The following is a 26,784-nucleotide window of genomic DNA, read 5'->3' as shown; positions in this document are numbered from 1 at the left end:
CTGATTTACAATTGTCGCAAAATAACTTTGATACAAGGTTATATCACCTGGTAAAATCTTACGACTAAATGCTAAATAACCTGTAAATGCCAAACATCCAATCTGAAAGATCTGAAATACGGCCCATCCAACTGATCCAAACAGTGACTGAATTAGATCTAGTTTATAACCTTTCTCGGCTACGGTAAACAGCTGTCCACTCATCTTTTTCACTTCTTCTTCTTCGAGTGCATGTGCTCTCGTGACTGGAATCAATTCTACCATTTCCATTACACGTGCAGAAGTCTCTTCCATTTCCTGGCGAAACTCACTGTTTCTCTTCTTCATTATGCTTCTAAATGATACCAATGTAATTGCAGCAACTGGTGTTGTCAAAAGGAAAAACATGAACACCGTCATGCTTCGTGTTATTGTTACAATCAATGCAACCCCTACATTTAATACAATATTTAGTATTCCTAAAAACATCTGAGTGGAAAGTGTCTCAACGGCCTCAACATCTCTCATTATCTTTGACTGCAGTCGACCTGACTGAGTCTCTTTATGATAGGAAATTGATAATTGTTGAAGTTTTCTTACGAGTGCTTATCTAAGTCCTCTTTCTGCATATCTGGTTGCCTGGCTCTTATACTTCGTATACAGGTAATTCATTGGAACATTTAAAACAATAAGGACGACCATTATGATTGAATTTATAAATATATTTCTCATAAGATTGGGAGCATTTGTTGTTATATCATTTATTATATTTGCTGTTATGATTGGCAGCACCAATACTGGACTATGCTTTATAAAAAAGAAAACTACTGCCAAAAAAAACTTAGAGTAGTTTCCTTTATATATTGCGACCAAAATTTGTAATGGATGACCCTTATGAGTTTTATAGCACTCAATAAACCATTCATCTACTGCCTTTGGGGATGTCATTTTCATGTTTACACTTCTTTCTTGCTTTACGATATTCCTAAACCATATATTTCATTATGATATGTTTCTTTTTGAAATTTTTTTTAAATACTACTTCACAATATTATTTCGTAATTTTATTCACATTACCTGCGATAACCGATTCGCCGACACAGCCTGTTATATTCACATTTTTAAGGATTAATTCCTCAATATTGTTAACAACAATTCCTTTTCTACAAGATTCCTCACACCCAAGCATCATTGCTGCAGTCCCTGATTGTGCATCCTTGGCATATGAAATATTAATATTTTCAAATGTGACTTTTTTGATCTTCTGCTCTGGAAGTCCATAAATATAAGCTCCAGCAACATGACAATTCTTAGCCTCAATATTTTTAAATGTCAGTCTATCAATCGATGGTGTTCTGTCATCAACTGGCAATGGTTCCTTTGATGCTACATAATCTGTTTTTCCATCTGGATCACAGAAATAGAAGCTGTTTACAACAAATGGCGTCATTACATTGTCCATATCAATATTTTCGAATGAAATATTATCTAGCACTGAATCTTTACCACGGCCGCGTCTAGTTTTAACACGAAGTCCACGGTCCGTATTAAGAAATAAGCAATCAATAATATGCACATCTTTAACACCCGCTGCGATCTCACTTCCAACGGTTACTGCACCATGTCCATCTCTCATACAACATTGTCTTACTATCATGTTAGATGTAGGGACCTTGTATTTCTTGCCCATAAATATCTTACCTGACTTGATTGCGATACAGTCATCACCTACTGAAATGTATACACCTAGCACCAATACATTTGTACATGATTCTGGATCAAGGCCATCTGTATTATGTGAGTTAGCTGGATTTAATATTTTAATATCAATAAAATTCAAATCTTGTGAAAAATATGGATGCAATGTCCATGATGGCGAATTCTGAACCGTAATTCCATGAAGCGTAACATTCTTGCAGTGATTAATAAAAAACAACCTAGGTCTCCAAGCAATATTTCTAACCTTTGGATTTTTCCACCAATTTTCAAATGACGTACACCCGTCAATGACACCTTCACCAGTAATCACAACATTTTCAACATGAATGCCCGTTATAATTGCAGAGAACATATCGAGTGGATTACCTTCCCAAGTGCCTAAATTGTATTCATCCGTTTCATCATAGCTTTCAATCACGCCTGGAAGAATTGGAAACTTGTCTCTTTGTGTAAATGCAGAAAGTACTGCATCTTTAGCAAGTTCTATCGTTATATCACTCTTCAAAAAAATACTTGATATCTTAAATGTACCAGCAGGAACTAAAATTCTACTATCCTTTGGGGACGCCATTATTGCACATTGAATTGCATTTGTATCATCATGAACGCCATCACCATATGCGCCGAAATCTTTCACATTAAGTGTTATGTATTCCCAATCTGTTTTCACTCTTACATCGCCAAATTCCTTGCCCTCATAAACCGCTTTAATCACATATTCAGTATTGGGTTTTAAATTATACAATGAAGTAATGACTTTATCACTGTCCATAAATTTTTGACCATTTACATATATTTCATACTTTTTTTGTGAATAGAATTTCCCTGATTCGGTAAGTTCGACAACGACGCTTCTTCCTGTCTTCGTTACTAATTTTAATTCCATAAATTTTTCTCCTATCGGTTTAACCAACATCTATATTTTTATGAATGTCCATCATTTATATTATATGGTACGTAAAATTAATTTTAAAATTATTGTTTTTCGTTTTTAATTATTTTTAATTCTTAATTCTTATTTCTTTATTCTTATTTCTTTATTCTTATTTCTTTATTCTTATTTCTTTATTCTTATTTCCTTATTCTTATTTCTTTATTCTTAAGCTTTCTGAATATGCCATTATAAATGGGCCTACGCCTTTATGATCATCATAAATCACTGGCTCATTGAAATAGTACTTTAGTGTTCCGTCTCTCTTTTCTTTTCCGCCAAGTCCTGCAACACCACAAATTCCACCAAGTTGCAATTTCTTATCAACTTCCTCTAATCTAGTGTCAATAAGTGAATTTAAAATATGAAATGCATTATCTTCATATTTTTCCGACAATAATACTTTCATTCTACAAGCCTTAAGAATTGCATATGCAATCTTTACAGAACCCGATGTTTCAAGATAATTGCCTTCTGCGTCAGCTTTATCAACTATTTGATAAAAAAGTCCTGTTTCTTTATCTTGGTACTGAAGAACTCCTGCAATCGCTTCTTTGAATAGAGATTGCAATTCTCTGTAGTACTCATAAATCGGCTGTTCCATTACTGACATAGTATCAATGATTGCTAGAAGATACCAACCGATTGCTCTGAGCCAGTGATTTGGAGATACTCCAGTCTCTTTATTAGCCCATGGTTGTTCTTTTAGTGAATCATATGCATGATAATACAATCCTTTTTCTTCATTAAAAATATATTTCCTAACATTTTTAAATTGTGAAATAATATCATTATAATGTTCCTTGCCGCCAAACTTTGTCTCATACTGCATATAAAATACTTGACCCATATATAGACCATCAAGCCAAACTTGATTCGGATAAATCATCTTGTGCCAGAAGTTACCTGCTTCAGTTCTAGGCTGTTTTCTTAATTGGTCCATTATGTTTTCAATTGCAGTTCTATACTTCTCATCACCAGTTTCTTCATATGCAAAAAACAATACAGTTCCTGTACTTACATTATCAATGTTATAATCCATATTATTATAGAAATTGATAGATCCATCTTCATTAATATACTTTTTTAAATAATCAAGTATAAATTTTTTGTAATATTCTTCAGCAGTAACCTCATACATCATGATTGCACTCTTTAAAACGCAACCATCTTCATAATTCCACTTATTATCTTTTGCGCTCTTAAAATTATCAATATATTCTTTGATAAATTTTTCTACTTTTTCATTTGTGTTATTCACGTTTCGTCCGCCTTTTCTAATCGTAATTAAAGTAATCAAACTCTACAACCAAATCATTGCTTTCCTGCTGTATATTTTTTCCTGCAAATGCATACATGCCAACCATCGCACCCGTAAATCGTTTACCCTTTTCAAGGCCTTCATCACATAGATAGTTTACATTATTAAGAATCAAGACACTTTTATAACTATTACCGTCGAAGCTTACCAATAATTCTCTCCTAAGATAATTTGCTATTACTTTTAAATATATAAATTCTTTATCTTTATCAATTGGGAAAGTCTGTGATTTTCTATTTTGATCTCCAATATGCTCCACTACTTGAAGTACGAATTCTTCATTGCTATTATTATTAAATACGCCAAATTTCAAGAACGTATTTTCATCATAAAAACAAGTGATACCAGCATTTTGTCCAGTATTTAGCTTTGGCGTCTTCATCTTACAAACTGCTGTAAATTTGAAGCTTTGTTGTCTTCTAAGAACTACATTCCTAGCATCTATAGAATCAAGGTCCCACTTACTACCCCTAATTTTTAGATAGCTGTCTGCTATTGAATATCCATCCTGTTCTGGTGCTCTTGGAAACATCCAATCTAGGCCTAGTTTTTCGTCAATAAAATCGTCATTTGTAACTGTATCCCAGACACACACTGGAAGATTAGGTTTTTTTTGCAGTGTACTAGGACCTTTAAGACCATTTACAATTGGCCATTCATCCATCGTCCACGTAATTGGATCTAGTGCTGTCTCTCTTCCAAGAATACTGTATCCATCACCAATCATTCTTCCACATAAATACACCATGTACCACTGGCCATTTTGTGTCTGTACTGGTTTGCCATGTCCACAACGCTGTATTGCAGCACCAGCATCATTTTGACTCATGATAGGATTATAAGGGCAAGGTTCATAGTTCCCCTTTAGGCTCTTTGAACGTGACACTGTAACTCTGTGGTCAGCCCCAGTTCCACCCTCGGCCTCGAACAAATAATAATACCCGTCCTTCTTTAATAAATGAGGACCTTCTGGCGCTCTTTTAAAATCACCATAAAACAAAAGATCAGCCTCCGAAATTTGCATGGTTGCCTCTTTATTCAACTCAAATATCCTTGCGCCTCTATTTAGAAGCATATATCTTTTACCATCATCATCATTAAAGATAGATGGATCAATACCATCTTCATCAATAATTGCAGGCTTACTATAAGGACCTTGTGGCTTATCGGATGACATAACCATCTGTTTCCTATAAACAATACCGGTATCATTCAAACGATAAGTTACTGCAATATAATACTTTCCATCATAATATGAAATATCTGGTGCCCAATAGCCCCTACCGCCTTCTAGTCCATCTAATTCTGCCCATTCAGGATCTGCTATTGCATGTCCAATGATTTTCCAATTCACTAAATCTTTTGAGTGTGAAATAGGAATACAAGGGAAATATATAAATGATGAATTAACCATATAGTAGTCATTATTAACTCTAACAATAGATGGATCAGGAAACATTCCTGTTCTGATAGGATTTCTATACATATTATCCAGAGAAGTTCCTACTACGGACTCGAAATATCTTTCCATCGCAAAAAGCTTCGAATCATGCGCAATATCAAATGGAGTTATTAAGTTGAAATCACCAATAACCGGCGACATCCCTACTTTTTCCACTAAATATTTAACTAAATTCGTATTACCAGACATTGCTGCGTAATGAAGAATATTTCGATTGTCTTTGTCAACAGTATTCATACTTGCTCTTGAATATTCAACAATATATTTTACTATTTGTTCATTTCCAGTCTTTGCAGCCAAAAATGTCATATTCAAACCATTATCATTCAAATCATCTATTCGTGTTGGGTCTTTCTCTAATATCATTTTAACTTGTTCGTATCTTTCTAATATAATTGCATCTTCTAATTTATTCATATTTCCTCCACTTTTTATTATTAATCTTTTAAAAGTTCCGGATTCTCATTATCTTCATCTAGGTCCAACAATAATTCCTTATAGATACCACCCAATTGCTTAAGTTCTTCTGCAACTATCATACAAAATCTATAAGCACCTTCGTATCTTAAATGTGAATTGTCTTCTTTTCCATCTGGAAAATTTGGATATTTTCCTGCTGGTACATGATTGAACCATTCCTTACTTACTTCAATTCCAACTTCCGCAATTAATTCCTTACTCTTAGCGCATAAATCAATTACTGGTACACTTAACTTTTCGCCAATCTGAATCATTGCTTGTGGGTATTCTAAATGTGTATTATCCACTAATGTCTTACCATCTTCATTAAATAACCGTCTATATAAAGGTGTTATCAATACCGGATGCGCACCATGTTTTACTGCTACAGCTATAAATTCTTCAAGATTTCCCTGATAGTCTCCAAAGGCATCTGTATGTCTTTCTTCATCGGGCTTCTCATCATTATGTCCAAATTGAATGAACAAAAAATCACCTTTATTAATTTTTTTATCAATTGCGGCAAGTCTTCCTTCACCTATAAAACTTTTTGTACTTCTACCATTCTGTGCATAGTTTTCAATTCTAATATTACGCTTTACAAACAAGCCAAAAGCTTGGCCCATTCCAGTCTGTGGAAAACAAGTATAATCATTTTGTTTCACAGTAGAATCACCTGCCCAGAATATTCTCTTTTCCATAGTATTGTCTCCATTCATACACATATTCACGCTTTTACATTTATTTTGCAAAACGCTAACGTATAGATTATACAATACTTATTCCTATTAATCCACTTTTTTACTGGAAAATCATCTAAACATTACAGATTTCTTGTTTTTCGCACAAAAGAAAACGCAAAAAGAGGACGCAAAAAGGAGCTACCTTAGGTAACTCCTTCTTCATATCTTATGATTAATAAATTCTCTAAATTTGCTAAATTATTCTTTAACAGCTCCAACATTAACACCTTGTACAAAGTATTTTTGGCAGAACGGATAAATAATCATAAATGGTAATATAGCAATAATAACAGCAGCGTTCTTAGTCGTATTCGCATCAATATCGCCGACATTAGGTACATCACTGTCCATAACCATGCTACGTAACTTTACCTGGAAATTGAAAAGTTTAGGTGAAGTGATATAAATTTTAAATGCTGTGTAATCATTCCAAAACTGTACTGCATACATCAAACCAATTGACGCTAAAGCAGCTTTTGAAAGAGGAAGTACAATTTTATAGAATATCGCAATTGGTGAACATCCATCAATAGATGCTGCCTCAAGCAAACTCTGTGGAATACCTTCAAAAAAGTTTCTCATCAATACTAAGTTAAATACATTAATTGACAATGGCAAAATAACAACCGCCAAATTATCAAGCAAATGCAGATTCTTCATTACAAGATAAGTAGGAATCATACCACCTTCAAAAATCATTGTAAACAGTAATATATAAGCTAATAAATTTCTTCCTGGCATATCAAACTGAATAAGAACATAAGCTCCTAATGTTGATAATAAAAGTCCAAGTGCTGTACCTACAATTGTAACAATACAAGAAACCAAGAACGGTGTATATAATGATGCATTGGTAACAATTGTATGATATCCACCTACTGTAAGCTTTCTTGGCCAAAAAGCCAAACCATAACCAGCCAAACCATCAAATGAATCCACAACAACTTTCCAAATTGGTAGCAATATACAAATAGAAATGATTATAAATGCTATTACATTCACAATAGGGAAGACTTTGATTTTTTTCTTTCTTTTTCGATTAACTATTACTTGTTCTTTACTCATCCTCTTTCCCTCCTATACAATTCCGCGTCCGCGGACTTTTTTACTTGCAAAATCACAACCGAGTACTAATACCACACCAATTAAAGAGTTAAATAAACCAACGGCTGTTGTATATCCATAGTTTACTGTACCTGCTTCAAAGGTTTTCTGATAAATATAAGTCTGAATAACATTCGCAACAGGGTCAACCGCATCGTTTTGTAATACAAATACTGATTCAAATATTTTCATAACTTTTGCTAAATTAAGAATAAATACTGTTATTATTGTGTTCATCAATGCTGGTATTGTAATAAATTTCATTCTAGACCAACGATTAGCACCATCAATCTGAGCTGCTTCATATAATTCAGGACTAATTCCTGACAAAGTAGCTAAGAACAAGATAGTTCCCCAACCGGTATCCTTCCAAATATTAATTACAAAAAACGTTGCTTGCCAATATCTTGTATCGCCTAAGTAAAATGGAACGTCATTAAACGTTGCAAAAACATGCATTTTAACAAGAATTGAATTAACAAGTCCAGATGCATCAGGAGAAAGAATCAACTTGAACAATGAAGCAACTACTACCCATGACATAAAATGAGGTAGGTAAACAATTGTCTGTACCGTTTTCTTAAATGTAAGATTTGATATCTCATTTAATAATAATGATATAACAACAGCAGCACCGGTGTTAAGTAACAGCTTAGTGACACTTAATATAATTGTATTTCTAAATGCATTCCAAAAGAAGACATCTTTCGTTGCCATTGCTGCAAAATGCTTAATACCAACATAGTGAGGATTTGTAATTATATAATCTGTAAAGGCAAAACGTACACCTAACATTGGCCAATAATTAAATAATAAAACAAAAATCAAAACTGGTAAAAACATAAGATAAAACCATCTATAAGTTTTAATTTTAACCCAAATATTTTTGTTCATTGAATTAGACAAATATCTTGGATCAACTTTAATTTCCCGTTTAAAATACTTCAATACATCAAAAAAGCAACCTGCAATTGCTATAATAACACCAATTATTATCACATATACACCGATTCCAATTGCATACACTTGGGGATCCGCTAATAAATCTGTAAGATTATGTAATTTAAAAGGTTTAGTTCTGCCAACATATTCACAATATGGTGATGCAAAGAATGCTACACCAAATATTACAGCTGCAACAGATGTAGAAATAATTGAAAGTTTTTCTTTTTTGATAGCAATAAGCACAATTGAAACCACAAGTGCTAGCATAAATAGATACCAATAAGCTATCTGTTGAATATTCATAAAGCTATAGGCTACTTCAATACTATCTGTGTTGATTTTTACAACATTGTTCGTTGGATCTATGTCCTGAACAAAAGGCAACAAACCGCCAATGAACGTAAGGCATACACCAAATATTGCTATTACTTTCGTATTCGTAAATGCCTGTTTTTTGGCCTTAGCACCACATTTCGGGCACACTTTAGCATGTTTTGCTAATTCTGCATGACAAGACTTGCATTGCATCTTCATACCTTCTTTCCTAATAATATAGTGTGTAATTTCTCAATTCTACATTAATAAAATATGTTATCAATAACAAAGATTTGCTTTCGGATGGCACGCCACCCGAAAGCTATCTTGATTATCACTCATATTATATTTTAGTAGCAATACTATTTGTATGATTCTAGAACTTCTTTAACTAATGATCCAACTTTTGTGTTGTACTCTGTCATACCTTCATCAACTGTTTTAGAACCATTAGCAACTGCAGCAATTACATTATTACGTTCTTTGTTAATATCAACAATGTAAGCGCCTAATTTAGGTGTCATTTGAAGAAGAGATGCAACTGTTGATTGCTCATTAAATGCTGCTTCTCCATCTATTGCGATTTTTGCTATAGATGCTTTACCTGGATCTCCGTTAGGGTATGAACCAAGAGCAAGTGTAGGATCCATAAAGTTCTTTGACATAAGTACTGTAGGAGTTTCAACATTAGGTAACATATGGAATTGTCCTTCTGTATAAGCTACTCCAGCTGTCTTATCATCTTTAACTGTTACAGTTTCTGCCTTAGTATCCCAATGTGTACCCTTAGCGCCATATTCCCAAGCTGTTTGGATATCACCACCATCAAGCATTGTCTCTAAGAAATATTTGAAAATACCTTCTGGATTCTCAGCTTCTGTTGTTATAGCCCAAGAAGGTGAAACTCTTTCAATATAAGTTCCTAATTCTTTGATAGGTTTAATAGCTATTAATTTGTCATCAAGTTTTTTAGCAGCTAATTGTGCTCTAAGAGTTTCAGCCCAAGCGCCAGCCCAGTATGTGAATACTCCTGATGCATCTGCGTTCCATTTATCACGAGCAAGTGTTGTTGTATAAGCTACACTACCCTTATCAAGTACGCCATCTTTAACTGCTGTAGCGATTCTTGCAAGAGCATCCTTCATAGCTTGTTCTGTAAATCCATCTACATACTGACCAGCTGAATTTTTGTAGAAAGTATATTGTGCTTGTTGATAAAATTCTGGTAAGTAGTTCGTATATGGTACTTCGCCGCCGATATATCCAGCTGAAGAAATAACTGTTTTGCCTTCTTTTGCTGCCATTTTCTTTAACATTTCATAATATGTAGCAAAATTCATTGTGCCTGAAATGTCAGCTGCTGTCATGCCAATATCTGTTAACCATTTTTCTTTAACATATGTAACACATCCATTACCACGAGTTGGTGCAAATCCGTACATTGCTAATGCGCCATCTTCTCCGCCAACCTTAAGTGCTTCCATTAACTTGTCAGCTCCTGCAACAAGTCTTCCAGATGACTTAAGTTCTGAATTGTTGTAAGCTTCTGTCATATCCCAAAGGAAACCATTAGATGCATATAAAGTAAGGTAATCTGAAGACAATAACACAACATCAGGACGTGTATCATCTGAATTAAATGCATTCGCAACAGCATCATAGTAACCAGCGTGATCAGGACGTACCCATTCGATGTTAAGTTGACCATTGAGTGTATTCAAATAATCATAAAATTCTTTTGCGCCGTTTGTCTCTTTAACAACTGTACCATCGACCATAACTGTAAAGCCAACTGGCTTTGTTATTTCTGATGATTTTGATACTTTTTGATCTGTTGTGCTTCCACAAGCAACTAATCCCATAACCGTTGTAAGTGTAAGTCCAACTGCAGCAAGTTTTTTAACTGTGTTTTTCATAAAAATAAAACCCTCCTTTTGGTTTTGCGGGAACAAATACTCCCAAAAATCAATCCACTGAATTTTTTTTGATTGATGTTTGTATAATAACATTTTTGTGTGATTTTAACAAGAGAATTTTTAATAATTTTTGTATTTTATTTGAACAAATTGTGAATACTAGAGATTTACTACGTTTTTCGGGCTTATTGTTCATATTTGTTTTATCTTATTTTGCTAAATGCTAAAATTTTATCTATTCATTTTTATTGGAACTAGCTTGATTTATAGTTAATTTGCATAATATTTTTAATTTTATTAATGGTTTTTTATCTAAATATCACTATAGAAAATCATAATTGCAATTTCAAATTGCCTTTTTTGTGCTTTATTACAAGTGTTAATTTTTTGTTCATAATATTAAAGTTTTATAAACTTTCCATTATCATGTGTAAAACACTGCATTCCTTGGTTTTCCAACACTACTTTGCCCGCCAATGACTCTGTTATTTTTTTCTCAAACTTGTCAATATTGTGAACTGAAATCACAAGTGTTATTGATACAATATCTGAATACTCAATCCCTAATATATCCACGTTCATCTGTCCCGCAATATATTGAACTTTTCCTAAGCCATTATAATCCGTAACTACCTTTAATATATTTCCAACCTTTTTCTCAAGAATAGTACTATTTTCAAGGCTGATTTTTGATACTTGCCCGTACGCTCTTACCAATCCCCCGGTTCCTAGCAGTGTACCCCCAAAATATCTTGTCACTATTATTAGACAATTGTGTATTTCGCTTCTTAATATCACATCTAATATAGGTTTTCCTGCTGTTCCAGAAGGCTCACCGTCATCGCTGCATCTTTGTATTTCATTATTATCACCCAGTACAAATGCGAAACAATTATGTCTAGCATCCCAATACTTTTTTTTAACTGCATTTATATATGAAGAAACTTGTTCCTCATTCTCTATATTATATACATTTGCTATAAATCTAGATTTTTTTTCTACTATTTCGCCTGTACCAGATTTATATATTATTTTATAAAAGGAGTCGTTCATGTTTTTCCCTTCTTTATGAATTTAGAAGTCTTAATTGTACTACTTTACAAATTTTTGCTACTATATTAAAAGTATAGCATAGCCCCTATGTATAAGTCATTTTTATTTGTCAAAAATATACATATATGATATAATGTCTGCATTCATGCAAATATAAATTATAATTTATATGCGTAAAATAATAACCAAAAATATATTTTTAAACTTTGACTTCGCTGTTTATTTTTTGCGATAGATTCAAAGCCTCGTAGAACATGGTACTTTAGCTAATACGATCACGAAAGTAGGCTCATGACTATTTTATGAAATTAACATGTTTTATACGAGATAAAGGAGGATTTCACCTATGGATTATGGCAAAAAAGGAGTAAGAAAAAAGAAAAAACTTCTTAATTCTGCGACAAAAAAAATTGGTACAAAAGCTGGCGTTACTGCATTTAAAATATTACTAATCTGTGTAGTTACATTTATTGTTGGAGGCTCATGTGTCGTTTTAGGCATGGTCAAAGGCATTATTGATACTGCACCTGAAATCACAACCATTGATGTATCTCCATCAGGATACGCAACCAAGATATATGATAATGGTGGCGGTGAGGTACAATCATTAGTTGCATCCGGTTCAAATAGAGTTTCAAAGAATATTGATGAAATCCCTCTCATTCTCCAACATGCTTTCGTTGCAATTGAAGATGAACGTTTTTATGAACATAATGGAATTGATATTAAAGGTATCTTTAGAGCTGCTTCTATAGCAGTTACTTCTTTAGACTTTTCAGAAGGTGCAAGTACTATAACGCAGCAGTTGCTAAAGAATAACGTATTTAATGCATACAACGAAAGCACTGCCGAAAAATTCAAGCGTAAGATTCAAGAACAGTATTTAGCAATCAAACTCGAAACTTACATGGATAAAGATATGATTCTTCAAAATTATCTTAACTCAATTAATCTTGGCAATGGTTATCTTGGTGTAGAAGCTGCTGCAAATGGTTATTTTAACAAAGATGTATCAGAGCTCACTATCTCTGAATCTGCTGTTATTGCTTCTATTACACAAAACCCAACAGGCTATAATCCTGTAAAGCACGCTGAAGATAATCAAAAGCGACAGACAAAAGTTTTAAGCAACATGTTAGCACAAGGTTATATTACTCAGGAGCAATTTGACGAAGCCATTGCTGATGATGTATATTCTAGAATTCAGGATATACATCAAGAAGATAGCTCTACCTATTCATACTTTACAGATGAATTAATTAATCAGCTTACTGATGATCTGGTTTCTCAAAAAGGCTATACAGAAGCACAGGCATCTAACTTAATATACAAAGGTGGTCTATCCATCTATTCAACTCAAGATTCCACTATGCAAGATATTGCAAATTCTGTAGTCAATGACCCGTCGCGCTATCCTGTTTCGACTCAATTTTCTATATCATATGCACTTTCAGTAAAGAATGCTGAAGGGCAGATTACGAATTATTCACAGCAGACATTGCAGAAGTATTTTCAGACTACTGGCGGGCAGGCTAATTTCATGCTCACTTATACGAATGAAGAAAAAGCACGAGCAGATGTCGCCGAATATCAAGCCGCCGTCGTTGGCGAAGGTGATACAATTGTTGGCGAACCTTCACTATCACTTACACTTCAGCCTCAGATTTCGTTTACATTGATGGATCAGCATACTGGATTCGTTAAGGTTATCATTGGCGGACGTGGTGAAAAGACGGGAAGTCGTACACTTAACCGAGCTACTGGCACATCAAGACAGCCTGGTTCTGCAATGAAGCCGATAGCTGTATATGGTCCTGCACTGGATATGAATGCAATCACTCTTGCAACGCCAATTGATGATGCACCTTATTACTACTCAGGTGCCGAAGCACAGCTTGTTACTGATTATGATAAGAAATATCTTGGTCTCACCACTGTAAGAGATGCAATCGCATGGTCACGAAATGTGCCGGCTGTTAAAGTCCTTACTTCAATTACGCCACAGGTTGGGTTCAATTATGCATTAAAATTTGGTTTGTCTACTTTGATCTCTCAAAAGAATGCAATAAACGGTTACAGCGATGTGGTTCAATCACTGGCACTTGGTGGAATAACAAAGGGTGTTACCAACATTGACATGACTGCTGCATACGCTGCAATTGCAAATAAAGGCACTTATACAAAACCAATTTACTATACGCAAGTTTATGATCACGATGGTAACCTGCTCCTTGATAATACAGTTCCTGAAACTCACGAAGTTTTAAAAGAGACTTCAGCATGGCTTTTAAATGAGGCAATGCAATCTGTTGTCACTGATCCACAAGGTACCGGCAAGGCCGCAAAACTTTCTAATCAACCCGTATCAGGCAAATCTGGTACCACCAACTTTGATGGCGATAAATGGTTCTGTGCATTTACTCCATATTACACAGCTTCCATATGGATTGGATATGACGATAACTCTAAGTTACCAAGCACAACAGAATATAGCCATGTTGCAATCTGGCAAGCTATCATGAGTCAGATACATGCAGATTTACCAACCGGAACATATGAGCAGCCAAAAGGCATCGTTCAGCTTCAAGTTTGCTCCCAATCCGGAAAATTAGCTGTTCCTGGCCTGTGTGATAGTGATCCAAGAGGCAGCAAGATAATCACAGAATACTTTGCAGAAGATAATCAACCGACCGAAACTTGTGATGTCCATAAGCGAATTACGATATGTAATGTTTCCGAACAAATTGCAAGTCCTTACTGTACTAGTACGACTACTAAGGTTGTTATTAAAAAAGCCACAGCCAACGTTCTTAACCCTACCGATGCAGCAAAGTACACCGTTCTTGATGAAGATAAAGCTTATTGCGTTACAGATGCCTTTTTAAGCGCGTTGTGTACAATTCACAATAAAGCAGCAACTACGCCCGCAGCCACACAGCCCGCAACCACAGCAGCTACTACCGCTGCTACTACCGCTGCTACTACCGCTGCTACTACCGCTGCTACTACCGCTGCTACAAAAAAACCCGTCACCCGTTAAATTAAAACAATAATATAAACCCAAAAAGATGCCAAGTTGAGAGAACAACCCTCTCAGCTAGACATCTTTTTTCATTACCCAATCCATATACACCCCACACCAGCTATAAACCAAACCCTTCTTTTATTATAAAACAAACTACGATGAAATCCTCATAATCCCACCCCAACAGATCTTTCCAGTCTTCCCATTCATTTTCATTGCTTTTCAAAGCTTTCCCATAATTATGATACAACGCATAAAAAATCACTTGATAAACTAGCCGTGAATATTAATTTCTGATTATCCATTTATCGCAGACCGGCTGAGAGCAGTGCTTATGTTTGATCAAGACTCAGATAAAAAATGAGCGTAAGCGAGTCTTTTTATCATCTCTGAGGCTTGTAAAGAACATACTGCTTGAAGGAAAGGCAAGATAAATAGATAATCAGAAATTAATATTCACTCACCACCTCAATTGATTTTTCACCCCTATATCATAATTCACCTTACTTCTTCATTTTGGGGTTACATATTATCGAAGCAATATATGAAAAAATCAATGCACCCGAAACCCCAACCGCGCATGCTGTAAATCCACCTTTAAAAAGGCCTAATATTCCATCGAGTTCTACAGCATCTTTCATGCCCTTCCATAATACATTTCCAAAGCCTAAAAGGGGAACTGTTGCTCCTGCTCCTGCAAACTTAACAAATGGTCCATATACGCCGACTGCACCCAGAAACACACCGCAACATACTAGTAAAACCATAATTCTTCCAGGCATCATTTTCGTTTTTTCCATTAATATTTGAACTACAACACAAATTAATCCTCCAATTATAAATGCTTTGATAAATTCCATTAAAGACACCTCCTCTTAATTACAATGTTCTAGCATTACAGCATGGGCTATACCCGGTACACTTTTCCCTTCATTGAAGCTAACTGTAGAAAGTAGGGCACCAGTAGGTACAAATAATACTCTTTGCCATTTTTTCTTCTTAATATTGTCTAAAATATATGAACATAACGTTACTGCGGAACATCCGCAACCACTTCCACCAGCATGTGTGTCCTGACTATTTTGGTCGAAGATTTCTATACCGCAATCTGTATATTTACCACTGATATCATAGCCTTTTTCTTTTAACAAATCGATTAATATTGTTCTTCCAACATACCCTAAGTCTCCTGTTATTATCATGTCATAATAGCTTTCATCAATTCCAAAATCCATAAAGTTTTGATATATCACACTGCTTGCTGCTGGGGCCATACAAGCGCCCATGTTCATAGAATCTTTTACACCGAAGTCAACAATTTTACCTGTTGTTGTTCCAATTATTCTAACATTTGACTTGGTTTTTCCAATTAAAACAGCTCCACAGCCCGTGACCGTCCAAGATGCCGATAATGGTCTTTGAGATCCATATTCTAAAGGGAAACGGAACTGTTTTTCTGCACTTGCAAAGTGACTTGATGCCAATGAAATTACCTGTTTTGCATATCCTGCATTAACTGTCATTGCACCCAATGCCATTGCCTCGCCCATTGTTGAGCATGCACCATATAACCCAAATAACGGGATATCAAATTGCATCAGTCCAAATGATGTCGCTATTAGCTGTCCTAACAAGTCACCTGCAAACATATATTTCACATCTACCTTGGATACCCCGGATTTACCAAGCAATATCTCCACTGCCTCTTTTTGAAGACAGCTCTCAGCTTCTTCCCAAGTATTCATTCCAAACATTGGATCTTCACTTACTCTATCAAACATCTTTCCAAGAGGACCTTTGCCTTCTTTATCTCCCACTACAGATGCACCGTCAATAACATAAGGTGGCTCTTGAAATAAAATACTCTGCTGACCTTTTGACTGTTCCAAATGAATCACCTCATTTTCAATATAATATAATAAATTACCCCAGCTACCCAGGAGCTTAATATTCCATATAATATTACGGGTCCTGCAATTGTAAATATTTTGCAGCCAATTCCAAATACTTGTCCTTCTTTCTTATATTCAATCGCTGGTGCTACCACAGAATTTGCAAAACCTGTAATAGGCACCAGACTTCCAGCTCCACCCCATTTCGTTAGTAATGGGTATAAATTTAATCCAGTTAATAATATACTTAAGAAAATTAGAGAAAGAGTTGTAAACGATGCAGATTTATCGTTGCTCATACCTGCATTTGTAAATAACGTCATAAATATCTGACCTATCATACATATCGTTCCACCAGTTATAAATGCTTTAATACAATTTAAAAAGCAACTATGTTTAGGTGTTACATCAGAAACATACTTATTATATTTTTTGTCATGTTGTTCTTTTAATACATCTGCCATAATACTCCTATCTGTCCGCATAATACGAATTTCACTCGTTTGCAAACGTTTTTTATTTTGGATACAAAAAATAGAAATACATAAGTGATCCTATTCCTTTTCCGATAGCAAGAAACAAAATTATATAACCTAATCCACTCGAGATTCTTATGCGTCGTATAAATATCGGTAACGCTTTAATTGTCTCAGCTAGACAAACCAAAAAACTACCTATGAATATTCCGGAAAACAGTCCAAAAATTGCGCACGCTATAATTCCAACATGAATAACAAGTTGAAAAATCACTAATATATTTCCAATTGTCGCACCTAAAATGATCATATCTTCATACAATTTTATGTGCTTTGCCGTACGCGTGACTTTTGCAAATCGATTCATTACTCCTACAATTGTTAAAACAGCAAAAAAACCTGATGCAGAAATAGCACCGCCTGCAAACCCGAATATTCCTAAAAGAATAATTCTTAGCATGTACATTAGCAGTTTCCTTCTTCCTTATTTCTACTGCTCCTGTTTATTAACGAATCATCTATGTCGGATTCCAACGTATGCATTTCAACCTCAAGCGGTGTTGGATCATTTGTAATCTTTTTACTACCAAAATGATTGTAAAATACAATGATGCCAAGCGTAAGTCCGATAGAATACATAATTTCTATAATCATCAGACCTTTACCTGTATCTCCTAGAAATATAATATATGCTTTTTCAAACACCTCACTAACAGCGACATCATTGTTGTACGCCATAATTGCATACGCACTCCCACACATCGTAATAAAGCAAATTACAACTATCTTAATTATATTTAGAATACTATTTAGTTTGTGATTTTGCTTGTCCTTATTTTCGTAATCAATTATGAAATCAGGTTCCCCAATGTTTTGAACATCAACATTGGGATATTCTTGATTGATAAGTTCTATTATCATCATTACAGAAAACGAGTATCTTCTACGTTTGTCATCTTTAATATTCATCAATTTTATGGTTTTTACCTTGCTTGTAATTGCTTTATCAGTACACCATATTGTCGAAACGTCGCCTAGGCACACATGCTTTTTACTAACTTCATTGTTTTTCTCAAGCTTAAGGTAAAGAGTTGTGCTCATAATAATGTCTTCCTCTCATATATTTTATTTTCTTTGCATTTAAGTTATTATTTACAATGGAAATAAAAATATTCATGAAATAAATAATTATAGAGATTCTCTCATTCTAGCCAATATTTTTTTCTCTAATCTTGATACTTGCACTTGAGATATTCCAAGTTCTTTCGCGATATCTGTTTGTGTTTTTTCATCAAAATAACGCATTTCAATTATCTTTTGTTCTTTTGGTGTGAGTGATTTAATTAAATCACTCAAAACCATTTTATTGATTAGTATCTCATGCGCATTTTTATCCTCCTCTATTTTATCTATAAGAAGAATCGAATTACCGTCTCCTTGGTAAATTGTTTTATACAGCGATTCTATTTCTGAGCCAGCTTCTAATGCCATAACTATTTCTTCACTTATGACTCCAATTTCTTTGGAAATCTCTTCAATAGTAGGTTCGTGTCCATCCATTTTTGTTATCTGTTCTTTAGCTCGCTGCACTTTTACAACTGTTTCTTTAAGAGTTCTGCTTACCTTAATCATTCCATCATCACGCAAAAATCTCTTAATTTCTCCTGTAATCATCGGCACTGCATATGTCGAAAATCTAACATCAAAGCTCGTATCAAACTTGTCTACAGCCTTTATCAATCCGATGCTACCTATCTGAAACAAATCTTCTATCTCATATCCTCTACCTGAAAATCTTCTGACAATACTCCAGATTAGCCCCATATTTTCGGTAATCAGTATATCTCTTGCTTGCTTATCTCCTTTGTGCGCACTTTCAATAAGTTCTTTAGTATGATCCATATAACCACACCCTTCTCACTTATTTATCACACCTATCCTTTTTTTCATTATTATTGTAGTCCCATATCCTTTTTTTGAATTTACTTCTAATTCATCCATAAACGCTTCCATAAATGAAAAACCCATGCCCGAACGTTCAAGTTCTGGTTTTGATGTATATAATGGTTCCATAGCTTTATTAATATTTTCTATTCCAACACCATCATCATGAACCAATACCGTAACCCAGTCCTCTTCTATAGCACATTCTATTGTAATTGTCCCTTCTTTCCCCTCATAACCATGTACTACGCAATTCGTAACTGCTTCAGATACAGCTGTTTTAATATCCGCTATTTCTTCGATAGTAGGATCTAATCTTGTACAAAATGCAGCTACTGCTACCCTTGCAAAACTTTCATTTTCTGACTTACTGTCAAATTCAAGATGCATTTTATTTTTCACCATTATACCTTTGCCCCCTGCATTTTTTTTGCTGCCTGTGCTACATCAGGATATTCTTTTACAATTTTATGTAAACCTGATATTTGTAGTATTCTTTCTATACTTGGGTTAACCCCAACTACTGCGATTCTTCCATTACCTCGTATCTTTTTGAAACGCCCCATTATTAGTCCGATCCCTGCGCTATCCATAAAGCTTATTTTACTAAAATCAAATATAATATTTTTTACCCCCCGTTCATCTATTATCTTGTCAATAACTTCTCTTATTTCATCCGCCAAATGGTGATCTAAATCAGCATTCAAACTAATAATCATTCTATCTTCGGTAATCATATAGATGTAATCCATTCCTTTACAACCTCCATTCTTTTTAAGATTGTGTCCATGCTGGGCACATTAAGAAAACCCAATAGACGTGATTATCATCTACTGGGTTTATCTTTCGTATGTTGCTGTATTTACAGTTTATCTTAATGTTTTGATATATATGTGGTAGCTTCCGCTGCATATCTGTGTGTCGGAAAGTTAGTCAATATATATTGATAGTATTTTTTTGCGTTATCTACTTGTTCTAGTTTTTCATAAGATTTTGCAGCGTAATATGCAGCATCTACTTTAGTACTATCAAGTTTGTATGATCTTGCGAAATAATCTGCTGCTTCTGTGAAGTTATTCTTATAATAACTGGTAGTCCCTAAAGTATATAAATCATTAGCGACTGTCGGCATTGCTACAGCAATAGTATTGTATAAGGCCTTCGCGTTTTCTGATGGAAGTGTACTCACATCAATATTCACCAATGATTCTGCGGCTCTTATTTTATCATTTGCTATATATAAATTGGCAGAATCGATAAGAGCTATTAAAAGCTTATTATTTCCATCTGTTCCAGATATATCTTGAACCTTTTTTGTTAAAATGTCTCTTTCGGCTTGAACATCCTGTAATTGTTTTGTAATTGTATTCAGTTCAACATTACCGGACGATAGTTTCTCACTGTATTCTACTATACTTTTATTATAATCATTTGTAAGGCCTTTGTATCTTGATGGCATAATCAGGAACCAAACCAAAGCTGCTCCTACAAGTACTCCTACCAATATATTAATTACCGTAATCGCGCCATTGCTTGGCTCTTTATACGTAGTGGGCGGTAAATATACATCATTGCCTCTTAACGGGATGGAATTTAAATCTTTAACTTTTCTCCTTGGCAAAAAGCTTTCAGAAACATCTTTTGTGCTAATATCTTCAGCCATGCCGATTTCTCTGAGATACCTTTGAGCAACTGTATTGTTTTTATCAATTTTTAAGATATTATTTAAGCACTTCTTTGCTTTACTATATTCCTTTTCTTTTATATGCAACAAAGCTAATAACTGTTGAGCCTTAATAAACTTTGGATTTAGCGCTACAACTTTTTTTAATTGGATGACAGCCATATCATAATTGCCACCTTTTGCATATTTTAGAGATTGATTATACTTCTTTATCGTTTGTATTACGGATTCAAATTTTCCTTGATTAGACTGAATATTTGTAATATATGAACTTGCGATATTTTTTTCTTGCTTAAAGTTCTTGCTCAAAACCCATTCGCTAAGAGCCTCGACAATATCACCCATTTCGCAATATATAAGACCCAACAAATTACGAGCTTTAATATTATTCTTATTAATTGTAAGACTTGTTCTTAAACTTTCAATTGCACCTGATAAGTCTCTTAGCTGCGCTTTTGCAAGTCCTAAATTGTAATAGGCATTAGAAGCCTTTACAACGGTTTTATATAATGTAACATCAGCTCCGCATTTCAGGCACATATTTTCGTCTGTTAATTGGCTACCACATTTATAACACTTCATAGCTGTTCCCCTTTTCCAAATGATATCAGTAACTATTTATCTGATAACTTATTTATAATTTTGTTAATTATATCAGTAACATCCGGAAAATCATTATTATAAATAGCATCCTCAGCTTCTTCTACTTCTAAACTTGGTTGAAACTTCTTGATTTCATCATCAAAATTAATCATGCTTATCTCCATTCCTGCGCATTTTCTAATGGCTCGCTCTGCGAGACAATGCGCATATTAAAGTTTGTGCCACAGACACAAATCCTGTCTACTTTAGTAGACCTTTGAATCAATTTGATTTGTTATATATTTGTACTATTCGCTTGATTTCTCCAACCAAGTAAAGTGACCCTACACACACAAGAATTCCTTTGCCCTTAATAGCTCGTCCATATTCAAAGCCTTCTTTCACGGTTTTAAAGACTGCTATTTGTTGACTTGTATACTTTCCAAAGCACTTCACGATTTCCATATTATCTGATTTTCTTGTTCCCTCTAGTTGGGCAACAACTAAATGATCAAATATTTTACTTTCACAAAGCGTCTTTATCATCTCATTATAATGCTTGTCTTTTACAACAGAAAATAACAATGTGCATGTTCTTTCACTCTTAATTGAATGTAGCGAATCAATAAATGCATTAATTCCATCTGGGTTATGAGCACCATCTAAATATATGTCGCTCAAGATTTCTTCCATACGACCTTCCCAAAAAGTATTCATAACACCTTTTTGCAAAGATTTACTATGAAAAATACCCATATTATTGTTTTCAATCACCTTAATTGCAGTCAAAGCAATCACACAATTCATCACTTGATACATTGCTGGTGACTTAATAGTAAAGATATCACTTTTATAATACCTATTATGAACTAAAAAATCAATATGTTTTGCATTGTTTTTAATAATTTCCCATTGCGAACACGAAACTTGTATACACTCAGAAGTCATTTCCCTTGCAATTTCCTCAATTACTTCTGCCGATTCGCTATTTTGATTCATATATAATACTGGCACATTCTTTTTGATTATACCAGCTTTTTCGTACGCGATCTGAGCGATCGTATCTCCTAGCACTTCTGTATGATCCAAACTAAGTGACGTAATAATTGATATGATTGGTTGAGCGACTGCATTTGTTGAATCTAGCCTCCCACCAAGTCCTGTTTCCAAAACGACATATTCTACATGCTCTTTTTCAAAAACATACATTGCCATTGCAAATAAATAATCGAAATACATTATCTTGCAAAGTCCCTGTTCAACTAATGATTGTTCAATATCATATATAACCTGAAATGCTTCAACAAACATTTCATCTGATATCATTTCATTATTGATTTGGATTCTTTCGTTTATTGTAACAAGATGCGGCGATATAAACAACCCCACTTTGTATCCGCTTTCATATATTATATTAGACAGATACGCACATACGGAACCTTTCCCATTCGTTCCCGCCACATGAATCACTTTCATCTTCTTCTCAGGATGCCCCAATCTATCCAGCAAATACGCCCCTCGAACCACTCCAGTTTCACTTCCATATTTCGGTATCGCATTTATATAATCCAACACTTCATTATACTTCATATTTTTACCCTATATTTTTCTTTTTTTCATTTTTGTTTATTTGTTTGTTTGTTTGTTCTTTCTTTCTTTCTTTCTTTCTTTCTTTTTCCGCCCTCGCATTTAGTGTCAAATGGATTTCACAAGGTAACCGTGAATGAGAATTTGTAATTATTCATTTTCCGCAGACCGGCTGAAAGTAGCGAAGCTACTTTCAGGAAAGGCAAGGAAAATAAATAATTACAAATTCTCATTCACTCAACCCCCACCCCAACCCATTTCACCACCAAATCCCCCTCACTCGTGTATCGAATCTGAGCATTTTTCAAATCTGAAACCATGCATATTGTACATTTAAGAACTTCCTCTATTGGGGCCTCTTCAGTGGATTCACCTACCACTTCAGACACAATTGTTTTTATGCTAAATGCATCCAAATCATCACTATCATGCATTTCCTTTAGGTATTCCTCTATTTTTAGGATCTCTGCCTTAGTAAAATCAATAACTACCTGTTCAAATACTTGAGTATCAAATCTGAATTTATAAAAATATGCATTCCAAAGCAATTCTAATTTTATGCTATTTTGAATGATAAGCATATTGGCCTTTTCATTCGCAATAGAATATTCACTATTGTATTGTTCAATTTCAAATTTTGCTTGGGATAACTTATTTTTTAGATCACTAATTTGCATCGTATGTTTTTTTAAATACGATTCTGCATAATCATACTCTCTTTTTGCAGATATTACATCGCCATAATATTTTTTGATTTCTTCTTTGGGCTTATCTATGTTATTATCATACTCATTTTTTTTCGATTCTAATTGTTCAAACTTTTCTTTTGACTCATTAAACACCTTATATTCTTCTAAATGTTTCTCTTCAAGCTTCACAAGTTGGGATGCCAACTTTTCTATTTCTAAATTGGTTTTGTTGATTTTATTGTCCAACTCTTTCCTATTTAAAATGAGCATAAAGAATTCTGTTTCTTCATCATTGCGTTCTGCTATCATATTTGCTGGTATATAATTGGGCAGTGCGTCGCGATTCAAAGTGAATTTTTTGCCATATCCATTCACCGATACCCATACCAGTTGTGCAAGTATTGCTCTTGACACCCTATTAATTCCTAACACCGTATCATAGACTGAAGAAATCACTATTTTTAATATATCAAATGCATCTAAACCAATGCATTCAACCACAGCTGTAATATTTTTTATACCTGTTTCTGTTCTTATAAGTCTTCCTATTCCTCTTCCGCTAAGTTCCTTCAAAATAATTTTCTTGCTCATATTTCGTATTAATTCTATTGGCGCCTTATTTAAATACCGTTGTATATTATTGTCTGTTATCTTGGCCTGTTCTGGTGATTCCTTTAACAAATCCTTGTGTAACCTATTTAAAAATTGCTCATAATATTTATCGCTTATACTCTGGGCCAATGTAGCTGGTGACATATACGGATTTAATGAATATACTTTTGCTGCTTCCCTTATCACCAAAATCGAGATTAAGTCCTCACTAGATGACTCATTTACAGAATTCTGATTTAGATCATTACATTTTTCAATTAATATATTTTTAAACATTTCATCAAGTTCCATGCGTGAAGAAATATTTAGAGTTTTTATCTGATTTAGTACAATATCTTCTACGCCTTTTGCCTGATAGTTAATCTTATTCGGACTGCCGTCAGTCTTTCCCGTAAACATATTAGCAAAATCAACAAGTTTTCCTACCGCTTTAAAACTAGTTTCTTTTACCGCATTGCCTATCGTTACAGATTGAAACAAAGCAATCTGCAGACTAATATCATTATCTGATAACTTTTTTAATCCACTAAATATATTTGGCATTGCTTGTCCTTCCAATAATACTAGTTTTTTGTATTACTAGTTTACTATAAAAAATGGCTATTAACAAGGTTTAGTTCCTAAAAATCGCTTAATCAAAATATTATATAAATTTAATAATTGTATTCTATTCTATTTGTAGTATACTATACAGTATTATGTTTAAGAAAGGTTAGAGAATTTATGTCTAATACAAAGTTGCTGTCCACTCGCTCTTCCAAGCTTAACCAAAAGAATATAAAAAAGAAAAAACGGCTTCGTAATAGAAAAATCGGGTTTTCTCTAATCGCAATTCAAATTATTATTACTATTATATTTATGCTGCTATTGTTTCATTTCAATATAGTTCCAGACAAATATATGATTATGATTATTGTGGTGCTTATACTTATCACTGCATATAATGTAATTTCACAATTTACAAAGGCTCATATGATAGGCAAACTTTTATCGGTTATTCTATCGATTGCTTTATTAACTAGTTCCTTTTATATTGCAAAAACCACAAATATGTTAGACTCAATAACAAACACGAACCCAGATAATATTACGGTTTCAGTTATTGTTCTTTCTACAGACCCAGCACAAAACATTACAGATGCCAAAGATTATAAGTTTGGTTGCCATTCAATCATAGATAAGGTAAATACAGATAAGGCGATTACTCAGATTAATGAAAAAGTTGGTTCTACCATCAATACTTCAACTTATTCTGAATGGAAAACACTTGTTAATGCATTAAATAGCAAAGAAGTTAAGGCGATAATATTAAATGAAGCATATCGCTCTGCATTGCAAGAGCTATACCCCGATTTTTCTTCGACTACTAGAATTATAGATACGATTACAATTCAAAACCAGAATGCTCCAAAAGCTGCTGATAAAAATGTCAGTACAGAACCGTTTTCAATATATATTGCTGGTAACGATGAATATGGTAATAAGATTTCTTCCATTGGTCGTAATGATGTTAATATAATTGCAACATTTAATCCTAAAACAAAGCAAGCATTGCTTGTAACAACACCTAGAGACTATTATATTACTTTGGATAATCTAGCCGGCAACACCGGGTTGGACAAACTTACTCATGCAGGTAATTTTGGTATTGAAGGTTCTATTGCTGCATTACAAAATCTATACAACACAGACATTGACTATTATGTTAAAGTTAACTTTACTGGCGCTGTCGGTATTGTTGATGCTCTTGGAGGGATTACAGTTGACTCTGAACTAGCATTTACTACATGTTCTGATACCGCACCTATACCATATAAATTTGTAGTTGGTGCAAATGAATGCAATGGTGAAAAAGCACTCGCTTTTTGTCGAGAACGACAAGTATTGGCAAACGGTGATAATCAGCGTGGGCGTAATCAAATGATTGCTATTAAGGCTATTTTTGCAAAGGCTACTTCTCCTGCTATTATTACTAATTATTCTGCAGTTTTGGATTCTGTTTCCAATATGTTTGCTACGAATATCCCAACGAATGCAATCGCAGCCATGGTTAAGGATACATTAAGCGATTCTACTACTTGGAACATCCAGACCTATAATGTTACTGGTACTGGTGCAACGAAGCAATGTCAATTATTTGGATTTTATGCGGATGTTATGATTCCTGATTACAGTACTGTTAACAATGCAATTGAACTTATGAGTAAAATTAAACAAGGCGAAGCCTTTGATGTGGATCAATATGTGAATAGCCAAAAAGAGGCTGCATCTTCAGCTACAAAGGCGAAATAATATATAACATTGAGAAAAGGTGCGAAGCATGTTATGGAATATTCCATAACGTGC

23 protein-coding genes and 1 pseudogene are annotated in these 26,784 nt (G+C 34.2%); 2 read left to right on the top strand and 22 right to left on the bottom strand.

All coding sequences use genetic code 11. The annotated features are described in order from the left end of the window. Window positions 1–12 precede the first annotated feature (12 nt). From BMY18_RS21590 to BMY18_RS02025, 10 genes and pseudogenes are all read right to left on the bottom strand, one after another. Window positions 13–570, bottom strand: a pseudogene (locus BMY18_RS21590) (ABC transporter transmembrane domain-containing protein); the annotation flags it as partial. Window positions 571–585: 15 nt separating this feature from the next. After that, window positions 586–933 carry a hypothetical protein gene (locus BMY18_RS21585; protein WP_330385914.1) on the bottom strand — a complete coding sequence of 116 codons (348 nt, stop codon included), beginning with the start codon at window positions 931–933 and terminating at the stop codon, window positions 586–588. Window positions 934–1,030: 97 nt separating this feature from the next. Further along, window positions 1,031–2,584, bottom strand: coding sequence for a glycoside hydrolase family 28 protein (locus BMY18_RS02060; protein ID WP_092450069.1), 1,554 nt, complete (start codon window positions 2,582–2,584; stop codon window positions 1,031–1,033). 199 nt (window positions 2,585–2,783) lie between these two features. Then, a complete protein-coding gene (locus BMY18_RS02055) occupies window positions 2,784–3,890 on the bottom strand; it encodes a glycoside hydrolase family 88/105 protein (RefSeq protein ID WP_092450067.1) in 1,107 nt (368 codons plus the stop codon). 16 nt (window positions 3,891–3,906) lie between these two features. Continuing rightward, complete coding sequence (locus tag BMY18_RS02050) at window positions 3,907–5,829, bottom strand: family 43 glycosylhydrolase (RefSeq protein ID WP_170841254.1); 1,923 nt, start codon at window positions 5,827–5,829, stop codon at window positions 3,907–3,909. Between the two features lie 20 nt (window positions 5,830–5,849). Next, complete coding sequence (locus tag BMY18_RS02045) at window positions 5,850–6,572, bottom strand: rhamnogalacturonan acetylesterase (protein ID WP_092450065.1); 723 nt, start codon at window positions 6,570–6,572, stop codon at window positions 5,850–5,852. Window positions 6,573–6,812: 240 nt separating this feature from the next. Further along, complete coding sequence (locus BMY18_RS02040) at window positions 6,813–7,679, bottom strand: carbohydrate ABC transporter permease (protein ID WP_092450063.1); 867 nt, start codon at window positions 7,677–7,679, stop codon at window positions 6,813–6,815. Between the two features lie 12 nt (window positions 7,680–7,691). Then, window positions 7,692–9,197 carry an ABC transporter permease subunit gene (locus BMY18_RS02035; RefSeq protein WP_242940936.1) on the bottom strand — a complete coding sequence of 502 codons (1,506 nt, stop codon included), beginning with the start codon at window positions 9,195–9,197 and terminating at the stop codon, window positions 7,692–7,694. Between the two features lie 143 nt (window positions 9,198–9,340). Then, window positions 9,341–10,894 (bottom strand): type 2 periplasmic-binding domain-containing protein, encoded by a 1,554-nt coding sequence (locus BMY18_RS02030; protein WP_092450059.1) that lies wholly within the window; start codon window positions 10,892–10,894, stop codon window positions 9,341–9,343. Between the two features lie 399 nt (window positions 10,895–11,293). Continuing rightward, a complete protein-coding gene (locus BMY18_RS02025; RefSeq protein ID WP_092450057.1) occupies window positions 11,294–11,947 on the bottom strand; it encodes a YigZ family protein in 654 nt (217 codons plus the stop codon). Between the two features lie 346 nt (window positions 11,948–12,293). Here BMY18_RS02025 and BMY18_RS02020 point away from each other — a divergent pair, with 346 nt between their 5' ends. Beyond that, window positions 12,294–14,987, top strand: coding sequence for a transglycosylase domain-containing protein (locus tag BMY18_RS02020; RefSeq protein WP_092450055.1), 2,694 nt, complete (start codon window positions 12,294–12,296; stop codon window positions 14,985–14,987). A gap of 488 nt (window positions 14,988–15,475) precedes the next feature. Here BMY18_RS02020 and BMY18_RS02015 read toward each other — a convergent pair whose 3' ends face one another. From BMY18_RS02015 to BMY18_RS01965, 12 genes are all read right to left on the bottom strand, one after another. Then, on the bottom strand, window positions 15,476–15,832 hold the full coding sequence (locus BMY18_RS02015; protein WP_092450053.1) for a SpoVA/SpoVAEb family sporulation membrane protein: 357 nt from the start codon (window positions 15,830–15,832) through the stop codon (window positions 15,476–15,478). 15 nt (window positions 15,833–15,847) lie between these two features. Then, window positions 15,848–16,861 (bottom strand): stage V sporulation protein AD, encoded by a 1,014-nt coding sequence (spoVAD, locus tag BMY18_RS02010; protein ID WP_092450051.1) that lies wholly within the window; start codon window positions 16,859–16,861, stop codon window positions 15,848–15,850. 5 nt (window positions 16,862–16,866) lie between these two features. Next, entirely contained in the window at window positions 16,867–17,328 is a 462-nt protein-coding gene (gene spoVAC, locus BMY18_RS02005) for a stage V sporulation protein AC (protein ID WP_092450049.1), read from the bottom strand. A gap of 52 nt (window positions 17,329–17,380) precedes the next feature. Beyond that, window positions 17,381–17,806 (bottom strand): stage V sporulation protein AB, encoded by a 426-nt coding sequence (locus tag BMY18_RS02000; RefSeq protein ID WP_092450047.1) that lies wholly within the window; start codon window positions 17,804–17,806, stop codon window positions 17,381–17,383. After that, window positions 17,806–18,441, bottom strand: a complete 636-nt coding sequence (locus BMY18_RS01995; RefSeq protein ID WP_092450045.1) for a stage V sporulation protein AA — start codon at window positions 18,439–18,441, stop codon at window positions 17,806–17,808. Before BMY18_RS01995 ends, BMY18_RS02000 begins: the two co-directional genes overlap by 1 nt. An 87-nt stretch (window positions 18,442–18,528) precedes the next feature. Next, window positions 18,529–19,242, bottom strand: a complete 714-nt coding sequence (gene sigF, locus BMY18_RS01990) for an RNA polymerase sporulation sigma factor SigF (RefSeq protein WP_092450043.1) — start codon at window positions 19,240–19,242, stop codon at window positions 18,529–18,531. 15 nt (window positions 19,243–19,257) lie between these two features. Further along, a complete protein-coding gene (spoIIAB, locus tag BMY18_RS01985) occupies window positions 19,258–19,689 on the bottom strand; it encodes an anti-sigma F factor (RefSeq protein WP_092450041.1) in 432 nt (143 codons plus the stop codon). Next, window positions 19,689–20,036: an STAS domain-containing protein gene (locus tag BMY18_RS01980; RefSeq protein ID WP_092450039.1), complete on the bottom strand. Its 348-nt coding sequence runs from the start codon at window positions 20,034–20,036 to the stop codon at window positions 19,689–19,691. Before BMY18_RS01980 ends, spoIIAB begins: the two co-directional genes overlap by 1 nt. Before the next feature lie 122 nt (window positions 20,037–20,158). Continuing rightward, window positions 20,159–21,550, bottom strand: a complete 1,392-nt coding sequence (locus BMY18_RS01975; protein WP_092450037.1) for a tetratricopeptide repeat protein — start codon at window positions 21,548–21,550, stop codon at window positions 20,159–20,161. Between the two features lie 32 nt (window positions 21,551–21,582). Then, window positions 21,583–21,735, bottom strand: a complete 153-nt coding sequence (locus BMY18_RS20910) for a hypothetical protein (protein ID WP_170841235.1) — start codon at window positions 21,733–21,735, stop codon at window positions 21,583–21,585. 97 nt (window positions 21,736–21,832) lie between these two features. Beyond that, complete coding sequence (locus BMY18_RS01970; protein WP_092450035.1) at window positions 21,833–23,140, bottom strand: bifunctional folylpolyglutamate synthase/dihydrofolate synthase; 1,308 nt, start codon at window positions 23,138–23,140, stop codon at window positions 21,833–21,835. A 230-nt stretch (window positions 23,141–23,370) separates the two neighbouring features. Continuing rightward, window positions 23,371–24,981, bottom strand: coding sequence for a coiled-coil domain-containing protein (locus tag BMY18_RS01965; RefSeq protein ID WP_092450033.1), 1,611 nt, complete (start codon window positions 24,979–24,981; stop codon window positions 23,371–23,373). A gap of 180 nt (window positions 24,982–25,161) precedes the next feature. On the opposite strand from BMY18_RS01965, the gene BMY18_RS01960 reads away from it, so the two are divergent. Then, window positions 25,162–26,730 (top strand): LCP family protein, encoded by a 1,569-nt coding sequence (locus tag BMY18_RS01960; RefSeq protein ID WP_092450031.1) that lies wholly within the window; start codon window positions 25,162–25,164, stop codon window positions 26,728–26,730. Window positions 26,731–26,784: the final 54 nt, after the last annotated feature.

Source organism: [Clostridium] fimetarium (assembly GCF_900111235.1).
In the GTDB taxonomy this organism is placed as follows: domain Bacteria; phylum Bacillota; class Clostridia; order Lachnospirales; family Lachnospiraceae; genus Clostridium_N; species Clostridium_N fimetarium.
This window is presented reverse-complemented; position numbering and strand designations above follow the sequence as displayed.